This is a genomic window from Pseudomonas persica, assembly GCF_900291015.1.
Classification (GTDB): Bacteria; Pseudomonadota; Gammaproteobacteria; order Pseudomonadales; family Pseudomonadaceae; genus Aquipseudomonas.
The window spans coordinates 20,142-41,857 of record NZ_OLKL01000051.1 but is presented as its reverse complement, the minus strand read 5'-3'; the positions used below and the strand labels follow the sequence as shown (position 1 = coordinate 41,857).

General features: G+C 62.9%; 17 protein-coding genes. 14 read left to right on the top strand and 3 right to left on the bottom strand.

Translation table 11 applies throughout. The features are described from left to right. Window positions 1–120: 120 nt before the first annotated feature. Window positions 121–1,527: a type I glutamate--ammonia ligase gene (glnA, locus tag FQ664_RS24045; RefSeq protein WP_025340936.1), complete on the bottom strand. Its 1,407-nt coding sequence runs from the start codon at window positions 1,525–1,527 to the stop codon at window positions 121–123. A 491-nt stretch (window positions 1,528–2,018) separates the two neighbouring features. Here glnA and thiI point away from each other — a divergent pair, with 491 nt between their 5' ends. Beyond that, window positions 2,019–3,473: a tRNA uracil 4-sulfurtransferase ThiI gene (thiI, locus tag FQ664_RS24040; RefSeq protein WP_144175400.1), complete on the top strand. Its 1,455-nt coding sequence runs from the start codon at window positions 2,019–2,021 to the stop codon at window positions 3,471–3,473. Between the two features lie 127 nt (window positions 3,474–3,600). Further along, a complete protein-coding gene (typA, locus tag FQ664_RS24035) occupies window positions 3,601–5,421 on the top strand; it encodes a translational GTPase TypA (protein ID WP_009681218.1) in 1,821 nt (606 codons plus the stop codon). A gap of 184 nt (window positions 5,422–5,605) precedes the next feature. On the opposite strand, the gene FQ664_RS24030 is transcribed toward typA, so the two are convergent. Continuing rightward, window positions 5,606–6,010, bottom strand: a complete 405-nt coding sequence (locus FQ664_RS24030; protein WP_003249225.1) for a YkgJ family cysteine cluster protein — start codon at window positions 6,008–6,010, stop codon at window positions 5,606–5,608. Window positions 6,011–6,195: 185 nt separating this feature from the next. Here FQ664_RS24030 and FQ664_RS24025 point away from each other — a divergent pair, with 185 nt between their 5' ends. From FQ664_RS24025 to FQ664_RS24005, 5 genes are all read left to right on the top strand, one after another. Beyond that, entirely contained in the window at window positions 6,196–8,646 is a 2,451-nt protein-coding gene (locus FQ664_RS24025) for a glycogen/starch/alpha-glucan phosphorylase (protein ID WP_144175398.1), read from the top strand. Between the two features lie 254 nt (window positions 8,647–8,900). Then, complete coding sequence (locus tag FQ664_RS24020) at window positions 8,901–9,911, top strand: class 1 fructose-bisphosphatase (RefSeq protein WP_016712457.1); 1,011 nt, start codon at window positions 8,901–8,903, stop codon at window positions 9,909–9,911. 3 nt (window positions 9,912–9,914) lie between these two features. After that, on the top strand, window positions 9,915–10,511 hold the full coding sequence (locus FQ664_RS24015; RefSeq protein ID WP_144175397.1) for a DUF924 family protein: 597 nt from the start codon (window positions 9,915–9,917) through the stop codon (window positions 10,509–10,511). A 224-nt stretch (window positions 10,512–10,735) separates the two neighbouring features. Further along, entirely contained in the window at window positions 10,736–10,990 is a 255-nt protein-coding gene (bamE, locus tag FQ664_RS24010; RefSeq protein ID WP_043200628.1) for an outer membrane protein assembly factor BamE domain-containing protein, read from the top strand. Next, complete coding sequence (locus FQ664_RS24005; RefSeq protein ID WP_144175395.1) at window positions 10,987–11,559, top strand: lipocalin family protein; 573 nt, start codon at window positions 10,987–10,989, stop codon at window positions 11,557–11,559. The genes bamE and FQ664_RS24005 overlap by 4 nt, the downstream gene beginning before the upstream one ends. 169 nt (window positions 11,560–11,728) lie before the next feature. On the opposite strand, the gene FQ664_RS24000 is transcribed toward FQ664_RS24005, so the two are convergent. After that, window positions 11,729–13,093: a formimidoylglutamate deiminase gene (locus tag FQ664_RS24000; protein ID WP_144175394.1), complete on the bottom strand. Its 1,365-nt coding sequence runs from the start codon at window positions 13,091–13,093 to the stop codon at window positions 11,729–11,731. A 145-nt stretch (window positions 13,094–13,238) separates the two neighbouring features. On the opposite strand from FQ664_RS24000, the gene hutC reads away from it, so the two are divergent. The 7 genes from hutC (at window position 13,239) to hutG (ending at window position 21,681) form a co-directional block, all read left to right on the top strand. Further along, window positions 13,239–13,949 (top strand): histidine utilization repressor, encoded by a 711-nt coding sequence (gene hutC, locus FQ664_RS23995; protein ID WP_013974563.1) that lies wholly within the window; start codon window positions 13,239–13,241, stop codon window positions 13,947–13,949. Further along, window positions 13,946–14,518: a HutD/Ves family protein gene (locus tag FQ664_RS23990; RefSeq protein ID WP_144175393.1), complete on the top strand. Its 573-nt coding sequence runs from the start codon at window positions 13,946–13,948 to the stop codon at window positions 14,516–14,518. The genes hutC and FQ664_RS23990 overlap by 4 nt, the downstream gene beginning before the upstream one ends. 257 nt (window positions 14,519–14,775) lie before the next feature. Next, the gene (gene hutU / locus FQ664_RS23985; RefSeq protein ID WP_015272106.1) at window positions 14,776–16,449 is read left to right on the top strand and encodes a urocanate hydratase; all 1,674 of its coding nucleotides are present in this window, start codon (window positions 14,776–14,778) and stop codon (window positions 16,447–16,449) included. A 106-nt stretch (window positions 16,450–16,555) separates the two neighbouring features. Next, window positions 16,556–18,088, top strand: a complete 1,533-nt coding sequence (hutH, locus tag FQ664_RS23980; RefSeq protein ID WP_144175392.1) for a histidine ammonia-lyase — start codon at window positions 16,556–16,558, stop codon at window positions 18,086–18,088. Between the two features lie 154 nt (window positions 18,089–18,242). Then, window positions 18,243–19,646: an amino acid permease gene (locus FQ664_RS23975; protein ID WP_144175390.1), complete on the top strand. Its 1,404-nt coding sequence runs from the start codon at window positions 18,243–18,245 to the stop codon at window positions 19,644–19,646. Between the two features lie 15 nt (window positions 19,647–19,661). Then, a complete protein-coding gene (gene hutI / locus FQ664_RS23970; protein WP_144175388.1) occupies window positions 19,662–20,867 on the top strand; it encodes an imidazolonepropionase in 1,206 nt (401 codons plus the stop codon). Window positions 20,868–20,877: 10 nt separating this feature from the next. Then, the gene (gene hutG, locus FQ664_RS23965) at window positions 20,878–21,681 is read left to right on the top strand and encodes an N-formylglutamate deformylase (protein WP_144175386.1); all 804 of its coding nucleotides are present in this window, start codon (window positions 20,878–20,880) and stop codon (window positions 21,679–21,681) included. The last annotated feature ends 35 nt before the right edge of the window (window positions 21,682–21,716 follow it).

Sequence of the window (21,716 nt, the reverse complement as noted above, 5' to 3'; positions counted from 1 at the left end):
CCAAGATAGAGCATAGCGTGACGAGCGGCGTTTCTGTGGCTTCTGTGTGGCGCAGAAACGAAAACGGCCTCCCGAGGGAGGCCGTCCTGATCATGTCATCGGCGCGAGGCGCCGCTCAGATCAGCAGCTGTAGTACAGCTCGTATTCCAGCGGGTGAACGAAGGTGCGGACCTTGATTTCTTCTTCGCTCTTCAGCTCGATGAAGGCATCGATGAAGTCGTCGGAGAACACGCCGCCCTTGGTCAGGAACGCACGGCCTTTGTCCAGCTCTTCCAGCGCTTCCTTCAGGCTGCCGCAAACCTGCGGGATGTCCTTGGCCTCTTCAGGCGGCAGGTCGTACAGGTTCTTGTCGGCAGCATCGCCTGGGTGGATCTTGTTCTGGATACCGTCCAGGCCGGCCATCAGCAAGGCTGCGAAGGCCAGGTACGGGTTGGCCGATGGGTCCGGGAAACGTGCTTCGATACGGCGGGCTTTCGGGCTGCCGACGTAAGGAATGCGGATCGAGGCGGAACGGTTGCGGGCCGAGTAGGCCAGCATGACCGGGGCTTCGAAGCCTGGGACCAGACGCTTGTAGGAGTTGGTCGACGGGTTGGTGAAGCCGTTCAGGGCCTTACCATGCTTGATGATACCGCCGATGAAGTACAGGGCGGTGTCGGACAGGCCGGCATAGCCTTCGCCCGAGAAGGTGTTCTTGCCGTCTTTCCAGATCGACATGTGCACGTGCATGCCCGAGCCGTTGTCGCCGTACAGTGGCTTCGGCATGAAGGTGGCGGTACGGCCGTAAGCGTCGGCAACGTTGTGCACGACGTATTTCAGCGCCTGTACTTCGTCAGCCTTCTTCACCAGGGTGTTGAACTTGACGCCGATTTCGTTCTGGCCGGCAGTCGCCACTTCGTGGTGGTGAACTTCAACGGTCTGGCCCATTTCTTCCAGTGCGTTGCACATGGCAGTACGGATTTCGTGGTCGTGGTCGAACGGCGGAACCGGGAAGTAGCCGCCTTTCACGCCTGGACGGTGGCCTTTGTTGCCGCCTTCCACGTCAGCGCCGGTCATCCACGAGCCTTGCTCGGAGAAGATCTTGAACATCGAGCCGGAGATGTCCGACTGGAACTTCACTTCGTCGAAGATGAAGAACTCAGGCTCCGGGCCGGCGAATACGGTGTCACCGATGCCGGTGCTCTTCAGGTACTCTTCGGCGCGCTTGGCGATGGCGCGTGGATCGCGATCGTAGCCCTGCATGCTCGACGGGTCGACGATGTCGCAGGTGATGATCAGGGTCGGCTCTTCGGTGAACGGGTCCAGTACGGCAGTTTCGTCGACCGGCATCAGGATCATGTCGGACGCTTCGATGCCTTTCCAGCCAGCGATGGAGGAGCCGTCGAACATCTTGCCGACTTCGAAGAAGTCGTCTTCAAGCGCATCACGCGACGGCATGGTCACGTGGTGCTGAATGCCTTTGGTGTCCGTGAAACGCAGATCAATCCACTTGACGTCATGATCTTTGATGAGTTGAACCGACTTCGACATGTTGTCCTCCGGATGGTCTAGAGCGCGGTGGGCCGCGGCCCTGGAAAAAGGGTGTTGCCGGGCGCGGATAGTCGGCCAAGCTTACCTGCCTCACAAGGGAGCAAATTGCATGCCAGTGCCCGAAAATGGCGAGCGGGGGATAAAAGGGGGCGTTTGCGGGCATCTGGTGCTGGGTTGATGGGGAAAAGTGCACCCTTAAGATGCGAATTTTGGTAGCAATGCACCAATAGTGTGCATGGCTTGAGTTGTGTGCTTTCTTTGAGGGCCTCTTCGCGGGCAAGCCCGCTCCCACAGGGGATAGCACAACCTTGGAAATGTCTGGGGTCCCTGTGGGAGCGGGTTCACCCGCGAAAGAGCTGGAACAGGCAAGGCAAAACCCGCCTCCTGCATTTATCTGAAAGCTTCTGATCAAAAGTTGGTCAAATCCTGAGCAATTTCCGCTATAATTTGCGCCCCTCATTTTCGGCAGGCCCTGCGCGCGCTGTTAACCAATGAAACTTATCGTCAAAGTCTTCCCAGAAATCACCATCAAGAGCCGGCCGGTGCGCAAGCGCTTCATCCGCCAGCTCGGCAAGAACATCCGCAACGTGCTCAAGGACCTCGACCCTGAGCTCGTGGTCGATGGTGTCTGGGACAATCTCGAAGTGGTCACCCGCGTCGAAGACGAAAAAGTCCAGCGCGAGATGATCGAGCGCCTCACCTGCACCCCGGGTATCACCCACTTTCTGCAGGTAGAGGAATACCCGCTCGGCGACTTCGACGACATCGTCGCCAAGTGCAAGCAGCACTTCGGCCACCTGCTGGCCGGCAAGCGCTTCGCCGTGCGCTGCAAGCGCGGCGGCCATCACGACTTCACCTCGATGGACGTCGACCGTTACGTCGGCAGCCAGCTGCGCCAGCAGTGCGGCGCCGCCGGCATCGAGCTGAAGAACCCGGAAGTGCTGGTGCGCATCGAAATCCGTGACCAGCGGCTGTACGTGATCCACAACCAGCACCAGGGCATCGGCGGCTACCCGCTGGGCGCTCTGGAGCAGACCCTGGTGCTGATGTCCGGTGGCTTCGACTCCACCGTGGCGGCCTACCAGATGATGCGCCGTGGCCTGATGACCCACTTCTGCTTCTTCAATCTCGGCGGCCGTGCCCACGAGCTGGGCGTGATGGAAGTGGCCCACTACCTGTGGAAGAAGTTCGGCAGCAGCCAGCGCGTGCTGTTCATCAGCGTGCCGTTCGAAGAAGTGGTCGGCGAGATCCTCAACAAGGTCGACAACAGCTACATGGGCGTGACCCTCAAACGCATGATGCTGCGGGGTGCCGCGCACATGGCCGACCGCCTGGAGATCGACGCGCTGGTCACCGGCGAGGCGATTTCCCAGGTGTCCAGCCAGACCCTGCCAAATCTGTCGATCATCGACTCGGCCACCGACAAGCTGGTGCTGCGTCCGCTGCTGGCCAGCCACAAGCAGGACATCATCGACCAGGCCTACGCGATCGGCACCGCCGACTTCGCCAAGCACATGCCGGAATATTGCGGCGTGATCTCGGTAAACCCGACCACCCATGCCAAGCGCCACCGCATGGAGCATGAAGAGAAGCAGTTCGACATGGCCGTGCTGGAGCGCGCCCTGGAACGCGCCAGGCTGATCTCCATCGACCATGTGATCGACGAGCTGGGCAAGGACATCGAGATCGAGGAAGTCACCGAGGCGCTGCCCGGCCAGATCGTCATCGACATTCGCCACCCCGATGCCCAGGAAGACGAACCTCTGGTGCTCGACGGTATCGAAGTCCAGGCCATGCCGTTCTATGCCATCAACAGCAAGTTCAAGCAGCTGGATGCCAACCGCCAGTACTTGCTGTATTGCGACAAAGGTGTGATGAGCCGTCTGCACGCACACCACCTGCTCAGTGAGGGACATGCCAATGTGCGTGTTTATCGTCCGACATAAGACGCCAGGGCTGTATGGCGGCAGCATCCGCCATCGCCCTCCCGACCATCGGGCCCGCTGAGCCTCAAGCCGTACATATTCGCCGCCTACACTGGCGGCAACCGAATCCTCTGATCGAGATACAGTTGTGATCGAAAATCTGCGTAACATCGCCATCATCGCCCACGTTGACCATGGTAAAACCACCCTGGTCGACAAACTCCTGCGCCAGTCCGGCACCCTGGAGCGTAACGAGCTCAACGACGAGCGAGTCATGGACTCCAACGACCAGGAAAAAGAGCGCGGTATTACCATTCTGGCGAAAAACACCGCCATCAACTGGAACGGCTACCACATCAACATCGTCGACACCCCCGGCCACGCCGACTTCGGTGGCGAGGTTGAGCGTGTAATGTCGATGGTCGACTCCGTGCTGCTGCTGGTCGACGCCCAGGACGGCCCGATGCCGCAAACCCGCTTCGTGACCAAGAAGGCCTTCGAAGCCGGCCTGAAGCCGATCGTCGTGATCAACAAGGTTGACCGTCCGGGCGCACGTCCTGACTGGGTTCTGGACCAGATCTTCGACCTGTTCGACAACCTCGGCGCCACCGACGAACAGCTGGACTTCAAAGTCGTCTACGCTTCGGCCCTGAACGGCATTGCCGGTCTGGACCACACCGCCATGGGCGAAGACATGACCGCACTGTACCAGTCGATCGTCGACAACGTACCAGCACCGTCTGTTGACCGTGACGGTCCGTTCCAGATGCAGATCTCTGCACTGGACTACAACAGCTTCCTCGGCGTTATCGGCGTTGGCCGTATCGCCCGTGGCCGCGTCAAGCCGAACACTCCGGTTGTCGCCATCGACACCAACGGCAAGAAGCGTAACGGCCGTATCCTGAAGCTGATGGGTCACCACGGCCTGCACCGCGTTGACGTGGAAGAAGCCCAGGCTGGCGATATCGTCTGCATCAGCGGTTTCGACGAGCTGTTCATTTCCGACACCCTGTGCGCCCCGGATGCGGTAGAAGCGATGAAGCCGCTGACCGTTGACGAGCCAACCGTTTCGATGACCTTCCAGGTCAACGACTCGCCGTTCTGCGGTAAAGAAGGCAAGTTCGTCACCAGCCGTAACATCAAGGACCGTCTGGACAAAGAGCTGCTGTACAACGTAGCCCTGCGCGTTCAGGAAACCGATTCCCCTGACAAGTTCAAGGTATCGGGCCGTGGTGAGCTGCACCTGTCGGTACTGATCGAAACCATGCGTCGTGAAGGCTTCGAGATGGCTGTGGGCCGTCCTGAAGTGATCATCCGCGAAGTCGACGGCGTCAAGCAGGAACCGTTCGAGAACGTTACCATCGACATCCCTGAAGAATCCCAGGGCAAGGTCATGGAAGAGATGGGCCTGCGTAAGGGCGACCTGACCAACATGGTGCCGGATGGCAAGGGCCGTGTTCGCCTGGAATACAACATTCCAGCCCGTGGTCTGATCGGTTTCCGTAACCAGTTCCTGACCCTGACCAACGGTGCCGGCATCCTGACCTCGATCTTCGATCGCTACGACACCATGAAGTCGGGCCAGATGTCCGGCCGTCTGAACGGCGTACTGGTTTCGGTCGAGACCGGCAAGGCGCTGACCTACTCGCTGGAAACCCTGCAGGCTCGCGGCAAGCTGTTCGTCGAGCACGGCCAGGAGATCTACAACGGTCAGATCATCGGCCTGAACAGCCGTGACAACGACTTGGGCGTGAACCCGACCAAGGGCAAGAAGCTGGACAACATGCGTGCTTCGGGCAAAGACGAAGTCATCGCCCTGGTACCGCCAGTTCGCCACACCCTGGAACAGGCTCTGGAATTCATCCAGGACGACGAGCTGTGCGAAGTGACGCCGAAGTCGATCCGTCTGCGCAAGAAGATCCTGGACGAAGGCGAGCGTACCCGCGCTGCCAAGAAAGCCAAGAACTGAGTTAGCTCAGGCTGAATGAAAACGCCCCCGGTCGAAAGGCCGGGGGCGTTTTTGTTTGCCTGCAGGATTTGTGTTGGCCTAATTCGCGGGTAAACCCGCTCCCACAGGGCTTTACAAGATTCAGGGCCTGCGCGGTCCCTGTGGGAGCGGGTTTACCCGCGAAGAGGCCGGAACAGGCTAGCGATCAGCGCCCGACCACCTTGGGCTTGTACGCACAATACCCCGGCCGCGGCCCGACCTTGGGGTGGTTGCGGCAGGTATCCGGGCGCTTGTCATAAATGGTGCACAGCCGGCTCTTGCGATCCAGGTACATGCAGTCATCGTTGCTCATCCGGGTCAGGGTGAAGATTCCCGACTTCTGGTTGAAGCGCTCGATGATGCCTTCTTTCTGCAGGCGCTTGGCCACGTTCTTCGGCGGTTCGTCTTTCTCGAACTCGTCGACCACGCCGATACGGATCAGATCCTTGATCTTCACCTCCACCGGCAGGGTGCAGCAGGTCGAATGGCAGCCATGGCACATGTTGCTGGTGTAGCGCTGCCAGGTCTCCAGGCGGTCGACTTCGGCCGCGGCGATCAGGGTCGTTTTCATCGTTATGGGGGTGTATCACGGTCTTGGGGCGCGCGATCATACCGGAATTGTTCAATTTATGAACAACCTTTTGCCGGAATCGCAGAGTCGGCATGAAAACTGCGAACGGTAACTGTCACTCCTTGTCGAAGGGGCTAGGCTCAACAGTCTCCCTCCGTTTTCGTCAACTTGCTCGAGGATGCCGCATGTCCCAGGAACCCAAAGCTCGTGACGCCGAGGTGGCCGAATTTCGCGCCGCTGTGCTGGACAAGCTGACCTACGCGGTTGGCAAGGACCCGGAGCACGCCTTCGACCACGACTGGTTCGAAGCCATTGCCCTGGCCGCGCGCGATCACATGGTCGACCACTGGATGGACCACACCCGTCAGGCTTATCGCCGTAGCCAGAAGCGGGTCTATTACCTTTCCCTCGAATTCCTCATCGGGCGCTTGCTGTACGACAGCCTGAGCAACCTGGGCCTGCTGGGTATTGCCCGTGACGCGCTGGAAGGGCTGAACGTGGACCTGGAGCGCATCCGCCTGCTCGAGCCCGATGCCGCGCTGGGCAACGGTGGCCTGGGCCGCCTGGCGGCGTGCTTCATGGAGAGCATGTCGACCCTGGGCATCGCCGCCCACGGCTATGGCATCCGCTACGAGCACGGGCTGTTCCGCCAGGCCATGGTCGATGGCTGGCAGCAGGAGCAGACCGAGAACTGGCTGGACTTCGGCAACCCCTGGGAGTTCGAGCGTGCCGAGGTGATCTACCCGATCAGCTTTGGCGGCAGCGTCGAAACGGTGCACGACACCCACGGCCAGCCGCGCCAGGTGTGGTGGCCGGGCGAGACCGTGCGGGCGGTGGCCTACGACACCCCGGTGGTCGGTTGGCGCGGCGCCAGCGTCAACACCCTGCGCCTGTGGCGTGCGCGGGCGCTGGAAGAGCTGCATCTGGAGCGCTTCAACGCTGGCGACCACCTGGGCGCGGTAGCCGAGGTGGCGCGGGCCGAAAGCATTTCGCGGGTGCTGTACCCGGCCGACAGCACCGAGGCTGGCCAGGAACTGCGCCTGCGCCAGGAATACTTCTTCGTCTCGGCCTCACTGCAGGACCTGCTGCGTCGCCACCTGAACATGCATGACAACCTGCTCAACCTGCCGGACGCGGCGGCCATTCAGCTCAACGACACCCACCCGTCGATCGCCGTGGCCGAGCTGATGCGCCTGCTGGTCGACCAGCATGAAATCCCCTGGGATACCGCCTGGCGGCTGACCGTCGGCACCTTGGCCTACACCAACCACACCTTGCTGCCCGAAGCCCTGGAAACCTGGCCGGTGGCGTTGATGGAGCGCATGCTGCCGCGGCACATGCAGATCATCTACCTGATCAACGCCTACCACATCGACGCGCTGCGGGCGAAAGGCCTGCACGACTTCGATGTGCTGCGGGCCGTGTCGCTGATCGAAGAAGACAACGGCCGCCGGGTGCGCATGGGCAACCTGGCGTTCCTTGGCTCGCACAGTGTCAACGGGGTGTCGGCGCTGCACAGCAAACTGATGAAAAGCACGGTGTTTGCCGAGCTGCACAAGCTCTACCCGCAACGGATCAACAATAAAACCAACGGCATTACCTTCCGTCGCTGGTTGTACCAGTCCAACCCGCAGCTGACCGCGATGCTGGTCGAGGCGCTGGGCCCGGAGCTGCTGGATGACCCCGAAGGGCGCCTGGCCAGCCTGGTGCCGTTCGCCGACAAGAGCAGCTTCCGCAAGCAGTTCGCTGCCCAGCGCCTGCACAGCAAGCGTGCCCTGGCCAGCATCATCCAGGACCGTCTGGGCGTCACGGTGAACCCCGAGGCGTTGTTCGATGTGCAGGTCAAGCGCATCCACGAGTACAAGCGCCAGTTGCTCAACCTGCTGCATACCGTGGCGCTGTACCAGGCCATGCGCAACGACCCTGGTACCGACTGGGTGCCGCGGGTGAAGATTTTTGCCGGCAAGGCCGCGGCCAGCTATCACCAGGCCAAGCTGATCATCAAGCTGGCCAACGACATTGCCCGGGTGGTGAACAACGACCCGACCGTGCGCGGCCTGCTGAAGGTGGTGTTCCTGCCCAACTACAACGTCAGCCTGGCCGAAAGCATCATCCCGGCGGCGGACCTTTCCGAGCAGATTTCCACCGCCGGTTACGAAGCCTCCGGTACCAGCAACATGAAGTTCGGCCTGAACGGTGCGCTGACCATCGGCACTCTGGATGGCGCCAATGTGGAGATGTCCGAGCAGGTGGGCGCCGACAACATGTTCATCTTCGGCCTTACCGCGCAGCAGGTGGAGGCGCGGGGGCGTGCCGGGGACTTCGGCGCCAGTGCGGCGATTGCGGCGTCCAGCCGCCTGAACGACGTGCTGCAGGCCATCCGCAGCGGGGTGTTCTCGTCGGACGACCCGTCGCGCTACAGCGCGCTGATCGACGGGCTGGTGGCCCATGACCGCTTCCTGGTGTGTGCCGACTTCGATACCTACTGGGATGCCCAGCGACGGGTCGAGGAGTTGTGGCACACACCGCAGCAGTGGTGGCGCATGGCGGTGCTGAACACCGCACGGATGGGTTGGTTCTCGTCGGACCGGACCATTCGCGAGTATGCCAGCGAGATCTGGAAGGCTTTGGATTGATGCAAGCCTGTTCCGGCCTCTTCGCGGGTAAACCCGCTCCCACAGGGATCCCGCAGCTCTTGAGGCCAGTGGAGATCCTGTGGGAGCGGGTTCACCCGCGAATGGCCATCACCCCGACCACCGGCCTGGAAAGCGCTGAACTACCGACCTATTGTGCCGTCTGAGAGCCGTGGCGAGTCTCATCACTCGCTAGCCCGCAACTCTCCCTGTAAACTGCGGGGGTTTTCATCCCCACAATCCTTTCGGAGCTATACATGTCCCGCGTTACCCTGAGTCGCTATCTGATTGAGCAGACCCGCAGCAACAATACCCCTGCCGATCTGCGCTTCCTGATCGAAGTGGTGGCGCGTGCGTGCAAGGAAATCAGCCATCACGTGTCCAAAGGCGCCCTCGGTGGTGTACTGGGCAGCATGGGCACTGAAAACGTGCAGGGCGAAGTCCAGAAGAAGCTGGACGTGATCTCCAACGATATCCTGCTGGAAGCCAACGAGTGGGGCGGCCACCTGGCCGGCATGGCTTCCGAAGAAATGGACAACGCCTACCAGATCCCGGGCAAGTACCCGAAAGGCGCCTACCTGCTGGTCTTCGACCCACTGGACGGTTCGTCCAACATCGACGTCAACGTTTCGGTCGGCACCATCTTCTCGGTACTGCGTTGCCCTAACGAGTACCTGAGCCAGAACGAAACCCTGAACGAAAATGCCTTCCTGCAGCCAGGCACCCAGCAGGTCGCCGCCGGTTATGCCATCTACGGCCCGCAGACCATGCTGATCCTGACCCTGGGTAACGGCGTCAAGGGCTTCACCCTGGACCGCGAACTGGGCAGCTTCGTCCTCACCCACGAAAACATCCGCGTACCGGAAAGCACCGCCGAGTTCGCCATCAACATGTCCAACCAGCGCCACTGGGAAGCCCCGGTCCAGCGCTACGTGGGCGAGCTGCTGGCAGGCGAGACCGGCCCGCTGAAGAAGAACTACAACATGCGCTGGATCGCCTCGATGGTGGCCGACGTGCACCGCATCCTGACCCGTGGCGGCCTGTTCATGTACCCACGTGATGCCCGCGAGCCGAGCAAGCCGGGCAAGCTGCGCCTGATGTACGAAGCCAACCCGATGTCGTTCATCATCGAACAGGCCGGCGGCGCCTCGACCAACGGTTACGATCGCATCCTCGACATCAAGCCAGAAAGCCTGCACCAGCGTGTGTCGGTAATCCTCGGCTCGAAGGAAGAGGTCGAGCGCGTCACCGCCTACCACAAGGAGTAAGTCATGCTCGCACCTTGGCAGCCGTTGCTGGAGTGGTGGTTCGGTTGGGGCACCAGTCCCCAGGCCGTGGCTGACGAGAAGAGCACGCTGTGGTTCGGCAAGCATCACGACGCCGAAGCCCATGCGCTGTTTGGCGATTTGGTCGAGCAAGCCCTGGCGGGTGGGCTCGACGAGTGGCAGCAAAGCCCGCAGGGCTGGCTGGGCCTGCTGATCTTGCTGGACCAGCTGCCGCGCATGATCTACCGTGACACGCCGCGCGCCTTCGAGGGCGACCGGCGTGCCCAGGTGGTGGCGATGCAGGGTTTGCAGAAGAACTGGGATTACCAGTTGCTGCCGATCCAGCGGGTGTTTGTGCTGCTGGTGCTGGAGCATGCCGAAGTGCTGGACTGGCAGAACCTGTGCGTCGAACGCTACCAGGTGCTGCTGGATGAGCAGCCTGAAGTCAACCGCCGGCTGTTCGAGGGCTTCCTCGACTATGCCGAGCAGCACCAGCGGGTGATTGCCCGGTTCGGGCGCTTCCCGCACCGCAACCTGGTGCTGGAGCGGCCGAGCACCAGCGAAGAGATGGATTTTCTGCTGGAGCCCGGGTCCAGGTTCTGAGGCTTCGGCCCCTGCTGTGCAGGCCGTCGCGACGCAAGGCCGCTCCTACCGGGGGCGGCCTTTTTGTTTGGGGGAGATACTTCTTTGTGATTAGTCGCACAGTAATGGCCATCCGACCAATGGTGTAGCGGCAAAGGGGGTGGGGCAGGGAACCTGGGAGGGTTTTTTCCGTCGAAGGTCACTACAGGCCACTCGCCTGTATCCCCTCTTCAGGAGTGTCCTTCATGTCGTTGCGTTCCCTCGCCCTGTTGTCGCTGTGCGTCGTCCTGACTGCCTGCAGCAAGATCAATCAGGAAAACTATTCCAGGATCAAGGCCGGTATGAACAAGGCCGAGGTCGAGCAGTTGCTTGGCACGCCAACCGAGTGCTCTGGCGCGCTGGGCATGAGCAGCTGCACCTGGGGGGACGAGAAGAGCTTCATCAGCGTGCAGTACGCGGCTGACAAGGTACTGATGTATTCAGGGCAGGGTCTCAAATGAGGCGGCTATATCTGCTGATGGGGGTATGCCTGGCATTGCTGCTGGGCGGTTGTGCCGGCTCTGTGCACGATCCGCTGGCGCCGAAAACCGCCGGCAACATCGACCTCAAGCGCTACCAGGGCAAGTGGTACGAGCTGGCGCGCCTGCCGATGCGTTACCAGACCGGCTGCGAACAGTCCGAAGCGCACTACAACCTCAGGCTCGATGGCAGCTTCGGCGTGCTCAACCGCTGCCGCACCATGGGTGACGAATGGCTTCGTGCCGAAGGGCATGCGAACATCCAGGAGCCGGGGCACACCGACAAGTTGTGGGTAGAGTTCGACAACTGGTTCACCAAGCTGGTGCCAGGGGTGGCCAGGGGCGAGTACTGGATTCTGTATGTGGATGATCGTTACCGCACGGCGGTGGTCGGCAGCCCGGATCGCAAGCACTTGTGGATCCTGTCGCGTACGCCGACGCTACCGGCCTGGGAGCGCGAGAACCTGATGTCCAAGGCGCGGCAGCAGGGGTATGACACCAATCGGCTGATCTGGCGCGCGTCGGACCAGCAGATCGTCAAGAGGCACTGAGGTTCAGAGTAGTTGTGGGTGTGGGCCTACCCGCAACCGCGATGTATGGCACCGGCTTCGCCGGTGTTTGCGGGTAAACCCGCTCCCACAGGTACTGCACCGCATCTGAGTTCAGCGCCTCACCTGTGGGAGCGGGTTCACCCGCGAATGCGATAGAACTGCCGGTAGATCAGCCCAAAAGCTGCCGCAGTACCTCGGCAAACGCCAGCGCGCTTTGCTCTTCCTGCGCATGCCGCCCCTGGCGCACCACCCACTGCCCATTCACCATCACATCCCGCACCTGGCGATCACCCCCGGCAAACAGCCAGCGGTTGAGAATGGCATCCCCGTCCGCCATGGCGATGTAAGGGTCCTGCCCATCAAGCACCAGCCAGTCGGCGCGCTTGCCCACGGCCAGCTCCCCGATCGCCTGCCCCAGTGCCTGCGCGCCACCCGCCAGTGCAGCGTCATACAGCGTACGCCCGACCATCGGCTGGTCGCCGCGATACAGGCGGTTACGCCGCTGGTCGCGCAGCCGCTGGCCATATTCCAGCCAGCGCAGTTCCTCCACCACGCTCAGCGACACATGGCTGTCCGAGCCAATGCCCATGCGCCCACCCTGTGCCAGGTAGTCCACTGCCGGGAAAATCCCGTCGCCCAGGTTGGCCTCGGTGCTCAGGCACAGCCCGGCTACTGCGCCGCTGCGGGCCATGGCGGTGACTTCATCCGGCTCGGCATGGGTGGCATGCACCAGGCACCAGCGTGGGTCCACGTCCACATGCTCGTACAGCCACTGCAACGGGCGCAGGCCGCTCCAGGCCAGGCAGTCGTCAACTTCCTTCTGCTGCTCGGCGATATGGATATGCACCGGGCATTGCTTGTCGCTGGCTGCCAGCACCTCGGCGATCTGCCCGGGCGTCACCGCCCGCAGCGAATGGAAGCACAAACCCAGTTGCTGTGCGGGTTGCGCAGCCAACAGCGGGGCCAGTTGCGCTTGCAGTTGCAGGTACTGTTCGGTGGCGTTGATGAAGCGCCGTTGCCCGTCATTCGGCGCTTGGCCGCCGAAGCCTGCATGGCTGTACAGCACCGGCAGCAAGGTCAGGCCAATGCCGCTGTCGGTTGCGGCTGCACTGATGCGGCGGGACAGTTCGGCCGGGTCGGCATAGGCCTTGCCGGCCTGGTCGTGGTGCACGTAGTGGAATTCGGCCACTGAGGTGTAGCCGGCCTTGAGCATCTCGATGTACAGCTGGCGGGCGATAACCTGCAGCTGTTCCGGGCTGATCTGGCCAACCAGGCGGTACATCAGGTCACGCCAGGTCCAGAAACTGTCGTTGGGGTTGCCAGCGACTTCCGCCAGCCCTGCCATGGCGCGCTGGAAGGCATGCGAGTGCAGGTTGGGCATGCCGGGCAGCAGCGGCCCGGCCAGTCGCTCGGCGCCCTCGGCCGAAGCACCCGGCTCGATGCGGGCCACTTGGCCATCGCGGGTGACCTCGATGCGGACATGGCTGGCCCAGCCGGAGGGCAGCAGGGCGCGTTCAGCGAAGTAGGCGGACATCGGTGAAAATCCTGTTATTGTTAACTTGTATATACATATACAGGCGTTTGCCTGCCGGGTAAACTGCGGCAAGCTACCGCTCATTCCATTCGCACAAGGATCCAACGCCGTGCCGACACCTCCTGTCTCCGCGCTGGTTGCCCAGATGGGCGAGGGCCCGGCGCCGCTGTACGCCAGGGTCAAACAGATGATCATCCAGCAGATCGACAACGGCAGCTGGCCACCGCATCACCGGGTACCCTCGGAGAGCGAACTGGTCAGCGAGCTGGGCTTCAGCCGCATGACCATCAACCGCGCCCTGCGCGAACTCACCGCCGAAGGCCTGCTGGTGCGCATGCAAGGGGTCGGTACCTTCGTGGCCGAGCCCAAGGGGCGTTCGGCGCTGTTCGAGGTCAACAACATTGCCGACGAAATTGCCGCGCGTGGCCATCAGCATAGCTGCCAGGTGATTACCCTCACCGAGGAAACGGCCGGTTCCGAGCGGGCCCTGGCCCTGGACATGCGCGAAGGCCAGCGGGTGTTCCACTCGCTGATCGTGCATTTCGAGAACGGCGTACCGGTGCAGATCGAGGACCGCTACGTCAATGCGGCGATTGCCCCTGACTACCTCAAGCAGGACTTCACCCGGCAGACGCCTTATGCCTACCTGTCGCAGGTGGCGCCGCTGACCGAGGGTGAACACGTGGTCGAGGCAATCCTGGCCGAGCCGGAAGAATGCCGCCTGTTGCAGATCGAGCGGGGCGAGCCTTGCCTGCTGATCCGCCGTCGCACCTGGTCCGGCCGCCAGCCGGTGACTGCCGCGCGGCTGATCCACCCCGGTTCCCGTCATCGCCTGGAAGGACGTTTCAGTAAATGAGTCAGTTGCAGTTGTTGCGTGCGCAGAACTACCCGCGCATGCCGTGGAAGAACGGTGGCGGTTTCACCGAAGAGATTACCCGTGACAGTGGCGAGGGCCTGGACGGCTTTGGCTGGCGCTTGTCGATTGCCGATATCGAGGAGTCTGGCGGCTTTTCCACCTTCGCCGGCTACCAGCGGGTCATCACCGTGCTGCAGGGCGACGGCATGCGCCTGCTGGTCGACGGCCAGGCCAGCCGGCCGTTGCTGCCGTTCGATGCCTTTGCCTTCAGCGGCGAGAGCCAGGTCAGCTGCAAGCTGCTGGGCGGGGCGATCCGCGATTTCAACCTGATCTATGCACCGAAGCGCTACCGGGCGCGGTTGCAGTGGTTCGATGGCACCAGCCGCTTGTACAGCTCGGCGTCGACGGTGTTGCTGTTTGCGGCCAGCAATCAGGTCGAGGTTGGCATTGCCGGGCGTGAGCCGCAGCGGCTGGGGCTTTATGACTGCCTGCGGCTGGAGGGCAATGACCAGTTGCTGGGGCTGGATGTTCAAGGGCGGTTCTGCCTGATCGAACTCGTTTCACGTTGAGATAGCCGGGGGCTGCTGCGCAGCCCTTTCGCGACACAAGGCCGCTCCCACAAGTACAGCGAAAGGCTCAGGCCGGCGCAGTACCTGTGGGAGCGGCCTTGTGTCGCGAAAGGTCGCGTAGCGGCCCCATTTCTTTTTGCCATTCAGCGGAAAGGTCCGATTATTTTGGTTGTCCATGCTTGTACATACAAGTAAAGATGTGTTTGTATATTGACCACGACATACCCGCCCGCGGACGACCGTAGAGGACCTTTCCCGTGACCGACAACAACAAATACCGTGACGTTGAAATCCGTGCCCCACGTGGCAACAAGCTGACTGCCAAAAGCTGGCTGACCGAAGCGCCACTGCGCATGCTGATGAACAACCTCGATCCACAGGTCGCGGAAAACCCGAAGGAACTGGTGGTGTACGGCGGTATCGGCCGCGCCGCGCGCAACTGGGCCTGCTACGACAAGATCGTCGAGACCCTGACCCGCCTGGAAGACGACGAAACCCTGCTGGTGCAGTCGGGCAAGCCGGTCGGCGTGTTCAAGACCCACAGCAACGCCCCGCGCGTGCTGATCGCCAACTCCAATCTGGTGCCGCACTGGGCCAACTGGGAACACTTCAACGAACTGGACGCCAAGGGCTTGGCCATGTACGGCCAGATGACCGCCGGCAGCTGGATCTACATCGGTAGCCAGGGGATCGTCCAGGGCACCTACGAAACCTTCGTCGAAGCCGGTCGCCAGCATTACGGCGGCAGCCTGAAAGGCAAGTGGGTACTCACCGCCGGTCTGGGCGGCATGGGCGGCGCCCAGCCACTGGCCGCGACCCTGGCCGGTGCCTGCTCGCTGAACATCGAATGCCAGCAGAGCCGCATCGACTTCCGCCTGGAAACCCGCTACGTCGACGAGCAGGCCACTGACCTCGACGACGCCCTGGCACGCATCGCCAAGTACACCGCCGAAGGCAAGGCCATCTCCATTGCCCTGCACGGCAACGCTGCCGAAATCCTGCCAGAGCTGGTCAAGCGTGGCGTGCGCCCGGACATGGTCACCGACCAGACCAGCGCCCACGACCCACTGAACGGCTACCTGCCTGCCGGCTGGACCTGGGAACAGTACCGCGACCGCGCGCAGACCGAACCGGCGGCAGTGGTCAAGGCCGCCAAGCAATCGATGGCCGTGCATGTGCAAGCCATGCTCGATTTCCAGAAGCAGGGTGTCCCGACCTTCGACTACGGCAACAACATCCGCCAGATGGCCAAGGAAGAAGGCGTAGCCAATGCCTTCGACTTCCCGGGCTTCGTGCCGGCCTACATCCGCCCGCTGTTCTGCCGTGGCATTGGCCCGTTCCGCTGGGCGGCGCTGTCCGGTGATGCCGAAGACATCTACAAGACCGACGCCAAGGTCAAGGAACTGATCCCCGACGACGCCCACCTGCACCGCTGGCTGGACATGGCCCGTGAGCGCATCAGCTTCCAGGGCCTGCCGGCACGTATCTGCTGGGTTGGCCTGGGCCTGCGCGCCAAGCTGGGCCTGGCGTTCAACGAAATGGTACGCAGCGGCGAGCTGTCGGCACCGATCGTGATCGGCCGTGACCACCTGGACTCCGGTTCGGTTTCCAGCCCCAACCGTGAAACCGAAGCCATGCGCGACGGTTCCGACGCCGTCTCCGACTGGCCGCTGCTCAACGCCCTGCTGAACACCGCTGGCGGTGCTACCTGGGTTTCGCTGCACCACGGTGGTGGCGTGGGCATGGGCTTCTCCCAGCACTCGGGCATGGTCATCGTCTGTGACGGTACCGATGAAGCCGCCGAGCGTATCGCCCGCGTGCTGACCAACGACCCAGGGACCGGTGTAATGCGTCATGCCGATGCCGGTTACGACATCGCCATCGACTGCGCCAAGGAGCAGGGCCTGGACCTGCCGATGATCACTGGCTGATCGCCACGCTTTGGATCGCACCCCACAAGGGTGATACTGAACAACAAGAAGGGGCACGCAGGCATCCACAAACGGGCCTGCGGCTCCACGCGATTGGAGTAGTGAAGTGACCGAATTGACCCTCAAGCCCGGCACCCTGACCCTGGCCCAGCTGCGCGCCATCCATGCTGCGCCTGTGCGCCTGCAACTGGACGCCAGCGCCGCACCGGCCATCGACGCCAGCGTGGCCTGCGTCGAGCAGATCATTGCCGAAGACCGTACCGCCTACGGCATCAACACCGGTTTCGGCCTGCTGGCCTCGACCCGCATTGCCAGCCACGACCTGGAAAACCTGCAGCGCTCGCTGGTGCTGTCCCACGCCGCCGGTGTCGGCGCGCCGCTGGATGACGACCTGGTGCGACTGATCATGGTGCTGAAAATCAACAGCCTCAGCCGTGGCTTCTCCGGCATCCGTCGCAAAGTCATCGATGCGCTGATCGCCCTGGTCAACGCCGAAGTCTACCCGCACATCCCGCTGAAGGGGTCGGTGGGCGCTTCCGGTGACCTCGCCCCGCTGGCGCACATGTCGCTGGTGCTGCTGGGTGAAGGCAAGGCCCGCTACAAGGGCCAGTGGCTGCCAGCCACCGAAGCCCTGGCTGTGGCCGGCCTCGAGCCGCTGACCCTGGCCGCCAAGGAGGGCCTGGCCCTGCTCAACGGCACCCAGGCGTCCACCGCTTATGCCCTGCGTGGCCTGTTCCACGGCGAAGACCTGTACGCCGCCGCCATCGCCTGCGGCGGGCTGAGCGTCGAAGCCGCACTGGGCTCGCGCTCGCCGTTCGATGCGCGCATCCACGAAGTGCGTGGCCAGCGTGGCCAGATCGACACTGCTGCCTGCTTCCGTGACCTGCTGGGCGACTCCAGCGAAGTGTCGCTGTCGCACAAGAACTGCGACAAGGTCCAGGACCCGTACTCGCTGCGCTGCCAGCCTCAGGTCATGGGCGCCTGCCTGACCCAGCTGCGCCAGGCCGCCGAGGTACTGGGCATCGAAGCCAACGCCGTGTCGGACAACCCGCTGGTGTTCGCGGCCGAAGGTGACGTGATTTCCGGCGGCAACTTCCATGCCGAGCCGGTGGCCATGGCCGCCGACAACATCGCCCTGGCCATTGCCGAAATCGGTTCGCTCAGCGAGCGCCGTATCTCGCTGATGATGGACAAGCACATGTCCCAGCTGCCGCCGTTCCTGGTGGAAAACGGCGGGGTCAACTCCGGCTTCATGATCGCCCAGGTCACCGCTGCTGCCCTGGCCAGCGAGAACAAGGCCCTGTCGCACCCGCACAGCGTCGACAGCCTGCCGACCTCGGCCAACCAGGAAGACCATGTGTCGATGGCCCCGGCTGCCGGCAAGCGCCTGTGGGAAATGGCCGAAAACACCCGTGGCGTGCTGGCCATTGAATGGCTGGGTGCCTGCCAGGGCCTGGACCTGCGCAAAGGCCTGAAGACTTCGGCCAAGCTGGAGCAGGCGCGCCAGGCGCTGCGCTGCGAAGTGCCGCACTACGACCGTGACCGTTTCTTCGCGCCCGACATCGAAAAGGCCGTGGAACTGTTGGCCAAGGGTAGCCTGACCGGCCTGCTGCCGGCGGGTGTGCTGCCAAGCCTGTAATACCCCCTGGGGCCGCTGTGCGGCCCATCGCCGGCAAGCCGGCTCCCACAGATGGAGATGCGACACACCATCTCTATGGGAGCTGGCTTGCCGGCGATTGGGCTGCAAGAGCCCCCTCGATCTCACGACCACAAAAACAATTTAAGGACGTGACATGCAACAAGCTCAAGGTCTCAAGCGCGGCCTGTCGGCCCGCCACATCCGTTTCATGGCCCTTGGTTCCGCCATTGGCACCGGCCTGTTCTACGGCTCCGCCTCGGCCATCCAGATGGCCGGCCCGGCCGTGCTGCTGGCCTACCTGATCGGCGGCGCCGCGGTGTTCATGGTCATGCGCGCGCTCGGTGAAATGGCCGTGCACAACCCGGTTGCCGGCTCGTTCGGCCACTACGCCAGCACTTATCTCGGCCCGATGGCCGGGTTCATCCTCGGCTGGACCTACGCCTTCGAAATGGTCATTGTCGCCATCGCCGACGTCACCGCCTTCGGTATCTACATGGGCTTCTGGTTCCCGGAAGTGGCACGCTGGATCTGGGTGCTGGGCATCGTCTTCCTGATCGGCGGCCTCAACCTGTGCAACGTCAAGGTCTTTGGCGAAATGGAATTCTGGCTGTCGCTGCTCAAGGTCGGCGCCATCGTGGCGATGATCCTGGCCGGCCTCGGCATCATGGCCTTCGGCTTCAGCCAGGTAGGCACCGGGCAGGCCGTGGGTGTCAGCAACCTGTTCGACCACGGTGGCTTCATGCCCAATGGCGTGGCTGGCCTGATCGCCTCCTTTGCCGTGGTGATGTTCGCTTTCGGCGGCATCGAGATCATCGGCGTCACCGCCGGTGAGGCCAAGGACCCGCAGCGGGTCATCCCCAAGGCGATCAACGCCGTGCCGCTGCGCATCCTGCTGTTCTACGTGCTCACCCTGTTCGTGCTGATGTGCCTGTTCCCATGGCCGCAAATCGGCAACCAGGGCAGCCCGTTCGTGCAGATCTTCAGCAACCTGGGCATCGGTTCCGCCGCCGCGGTGCTGAACATCGTGGTGATTTCCGCCGCGATCTCGGCCATCAACAGCGACATCTTCGGCGCCGGCCGCATGATGTATGGCCTCGCTCAGCAAGGCCATGCCCCGCGCGGCTTCAGCAAGCTGTCGAAGCACGGCGTGCCATGGATGACCGTGGTAGTGATGGGGGCTGCACTGCTGATCGGCGTGCTGCTCAACTACCTGATCCCGGAGAACGTGTTCCTGCTGATCGCATCGATCGCCACCTTCGCTACCGTGTGGGTGTGGCTGATGATCCTGCTCACCCAGGTGGCCATGCGCCGCAGCATGAGCGGTGAACAGGTGGCCCAGTTGCAATTCCCGGTACCGTTCTGGCCTTACGGCCCGGCCATGGCCATCGCATTCATGGTGTTCATCTTTGGCGTGCTCGGTTATTTCCCGGATACCCAGGCGGCATTGCTCGTCGGGGTGGTCTGGGTGGTGTTCCTGGTGGCGTCCTACCTGCTGTGGTGCAAGCCGCGCGCAGGGCAGGGCAAGCCGGCAGCGCAACCGCTCGAGCTGCACCGCTAGTACAGGAGTTAATGTATGAGAACCGTCTGGCAGCACTGCCATGTGGCAACCATGGCCGAGGGCCGTTACTCGGCCATCGAGGACGCGGCCATCGTCACCAGCGCCGGGCTGATCGAGTGGATCGGCCCACGCGTCGAGCTGGCGCAAGTCGACACTGAGCGTACGGTTGACCTGGGCGGCGCCTGGGTCACCCCGGGGCTGATCGACTGCCACACCCACGCGGTGTTCGGCGGCAACCGCAGCGGCGAGTTCGAGCAACGCCTGCAGGGCGTGAGCTATGCCGAAATTGCCGCACAGGGTGGTGGCATCGCCAGCACCGTGCGGGCCACCCGCGCGGTCAGCGAGGACGAGCTGTTCGCCAGTGCTCGCCAGCGGGTCCAGGCGCTGATGCGCGATGGCGTGACCACCATCGAGGTCAAGTCCGGCTATGGCCTGGACCTGGCCAACGAGCGCAAGATGCTGCGCGTGGCCCGGCGCCTGGCCGCCGAATTGCCGTTGGCGGTGCGTGCAACCTGCCTGGCCGCCCACGCCTTGCCGCCGGAGTACGCCGGCCGGGCTGACGACTACATCGCGCACATTTGCGACGAAATGCTGCCGGCCCTGGCCGCCGAAGGCCTGGTGGACGCAGTGGATGCCTTCTGCGAACACCTGGCGTTCTCCCCGGCCCAGGTCGAGCGGCTGTTCATCAAGGCGCGCGAGCTGGGCCTGCCGGTCAAGCTGCACGCCGAACAGTTGTCGTCGCTGCACGGTTCCAGCCTGGCGGCGCGCTACCAGGCGCTGTCGGCCGACCACCTGGAGTTCATGACCGAGGACGACGCCATTGCCATGGCAAAAGCCGGCACGGTCGCCGTGCTGCTGCCGGGCGCGTTCTACTTCCTGCGCGAAACCCAATTGCCGCCGATGGACGCATTGCGCCGCCACGGGGTGAAGATTGCCCTGGCCAGCGACCTCAACCCTGGCACTTCGCCAGGGTTGTCGCTGCGGCTGATGCTGAACATGGGCTGCACCTGCTTCCGCATGACCCCGGAAGAAGCCTTGGCCGGCGTCACCGTGCACGCCGCCACGGCGTTGGGCCTGGGCGACAGCCACGGTTCGCTGGAAGCGGGCAAGGTAGCCGACTTCGTCGCCTGGCAGATCGAACGCCCGGCCGACCTGGCCTACTGGCTGGGTGGCGACCTGCCCAAGCGCGTGGTGCGCATGGGCCACGAAATCTCCAACTGAGCGAGGCACGATGGACAAGGTATTGAGTTTTCACCAGGGCCGCCTGCCGCTGCTGATCAGCATGCCGCATGCCGGCCTGCGCCTGAGCGATGCCGTGCGCGAAGGCCTGGTCGAGCCGGCGCGCAGTCTGCCGGATACCGACTGGCATATTCCGCGGCTGTACGATTTCGCCCAGGAGCTGGGCGCCAGTGTGGTAGCCGCGGAGTATTCGCGCTTTGTCATCGACCTGAACCGTCCGGATGACGACAAACCGTTGTATGCCGGCGCCACCACCGGTCTGTATCCAGCCACGCTGTTCGAAGGTGAGCCACTGTTCAAGGAGGGGCTGGAACCATCTGGCGAGGAACGCAAGCAGTACCTGGAGCAGATCTGGCGCCCTTACCACAACACCATCCGCAACGAGCTGGACCGGTTGCGTGAACAATTCGGCTACGCCTTGCTGTGGGATGCGCATTCTATTCGTTCGGTGATCCCGCACCTGTTCGACGGCAAGCTGCCGGACTTCAACCTGGGCACCTTCAACGGCGCCAGTTGCGATCCGGTGCTGGCCGAGCGGCTGCAAAGCGTCTGTGCCCAAGCCCAGGACTACAGCCATGTGCTCAATGGCCGCTTCAAGGGCGGGCATATCACCCGGTATTACGGCGATCCGGCCAACCACATCCATGCGGTGCAGCTTGAGCTGGCACAGAGCACCTACATGGATGAAACCGCACCGTTCACCTTCCGTGAGGACTTGGCACAGCCTACCCGACAGGTACTGCAGCGCCTTTTGCAGGCTTGCCTGGCGTGGGCCGAGGAGCGCTACGGTCGGTAGCCGAGGCGATCGAGCGAATTCGAGCAGGCCGGTGC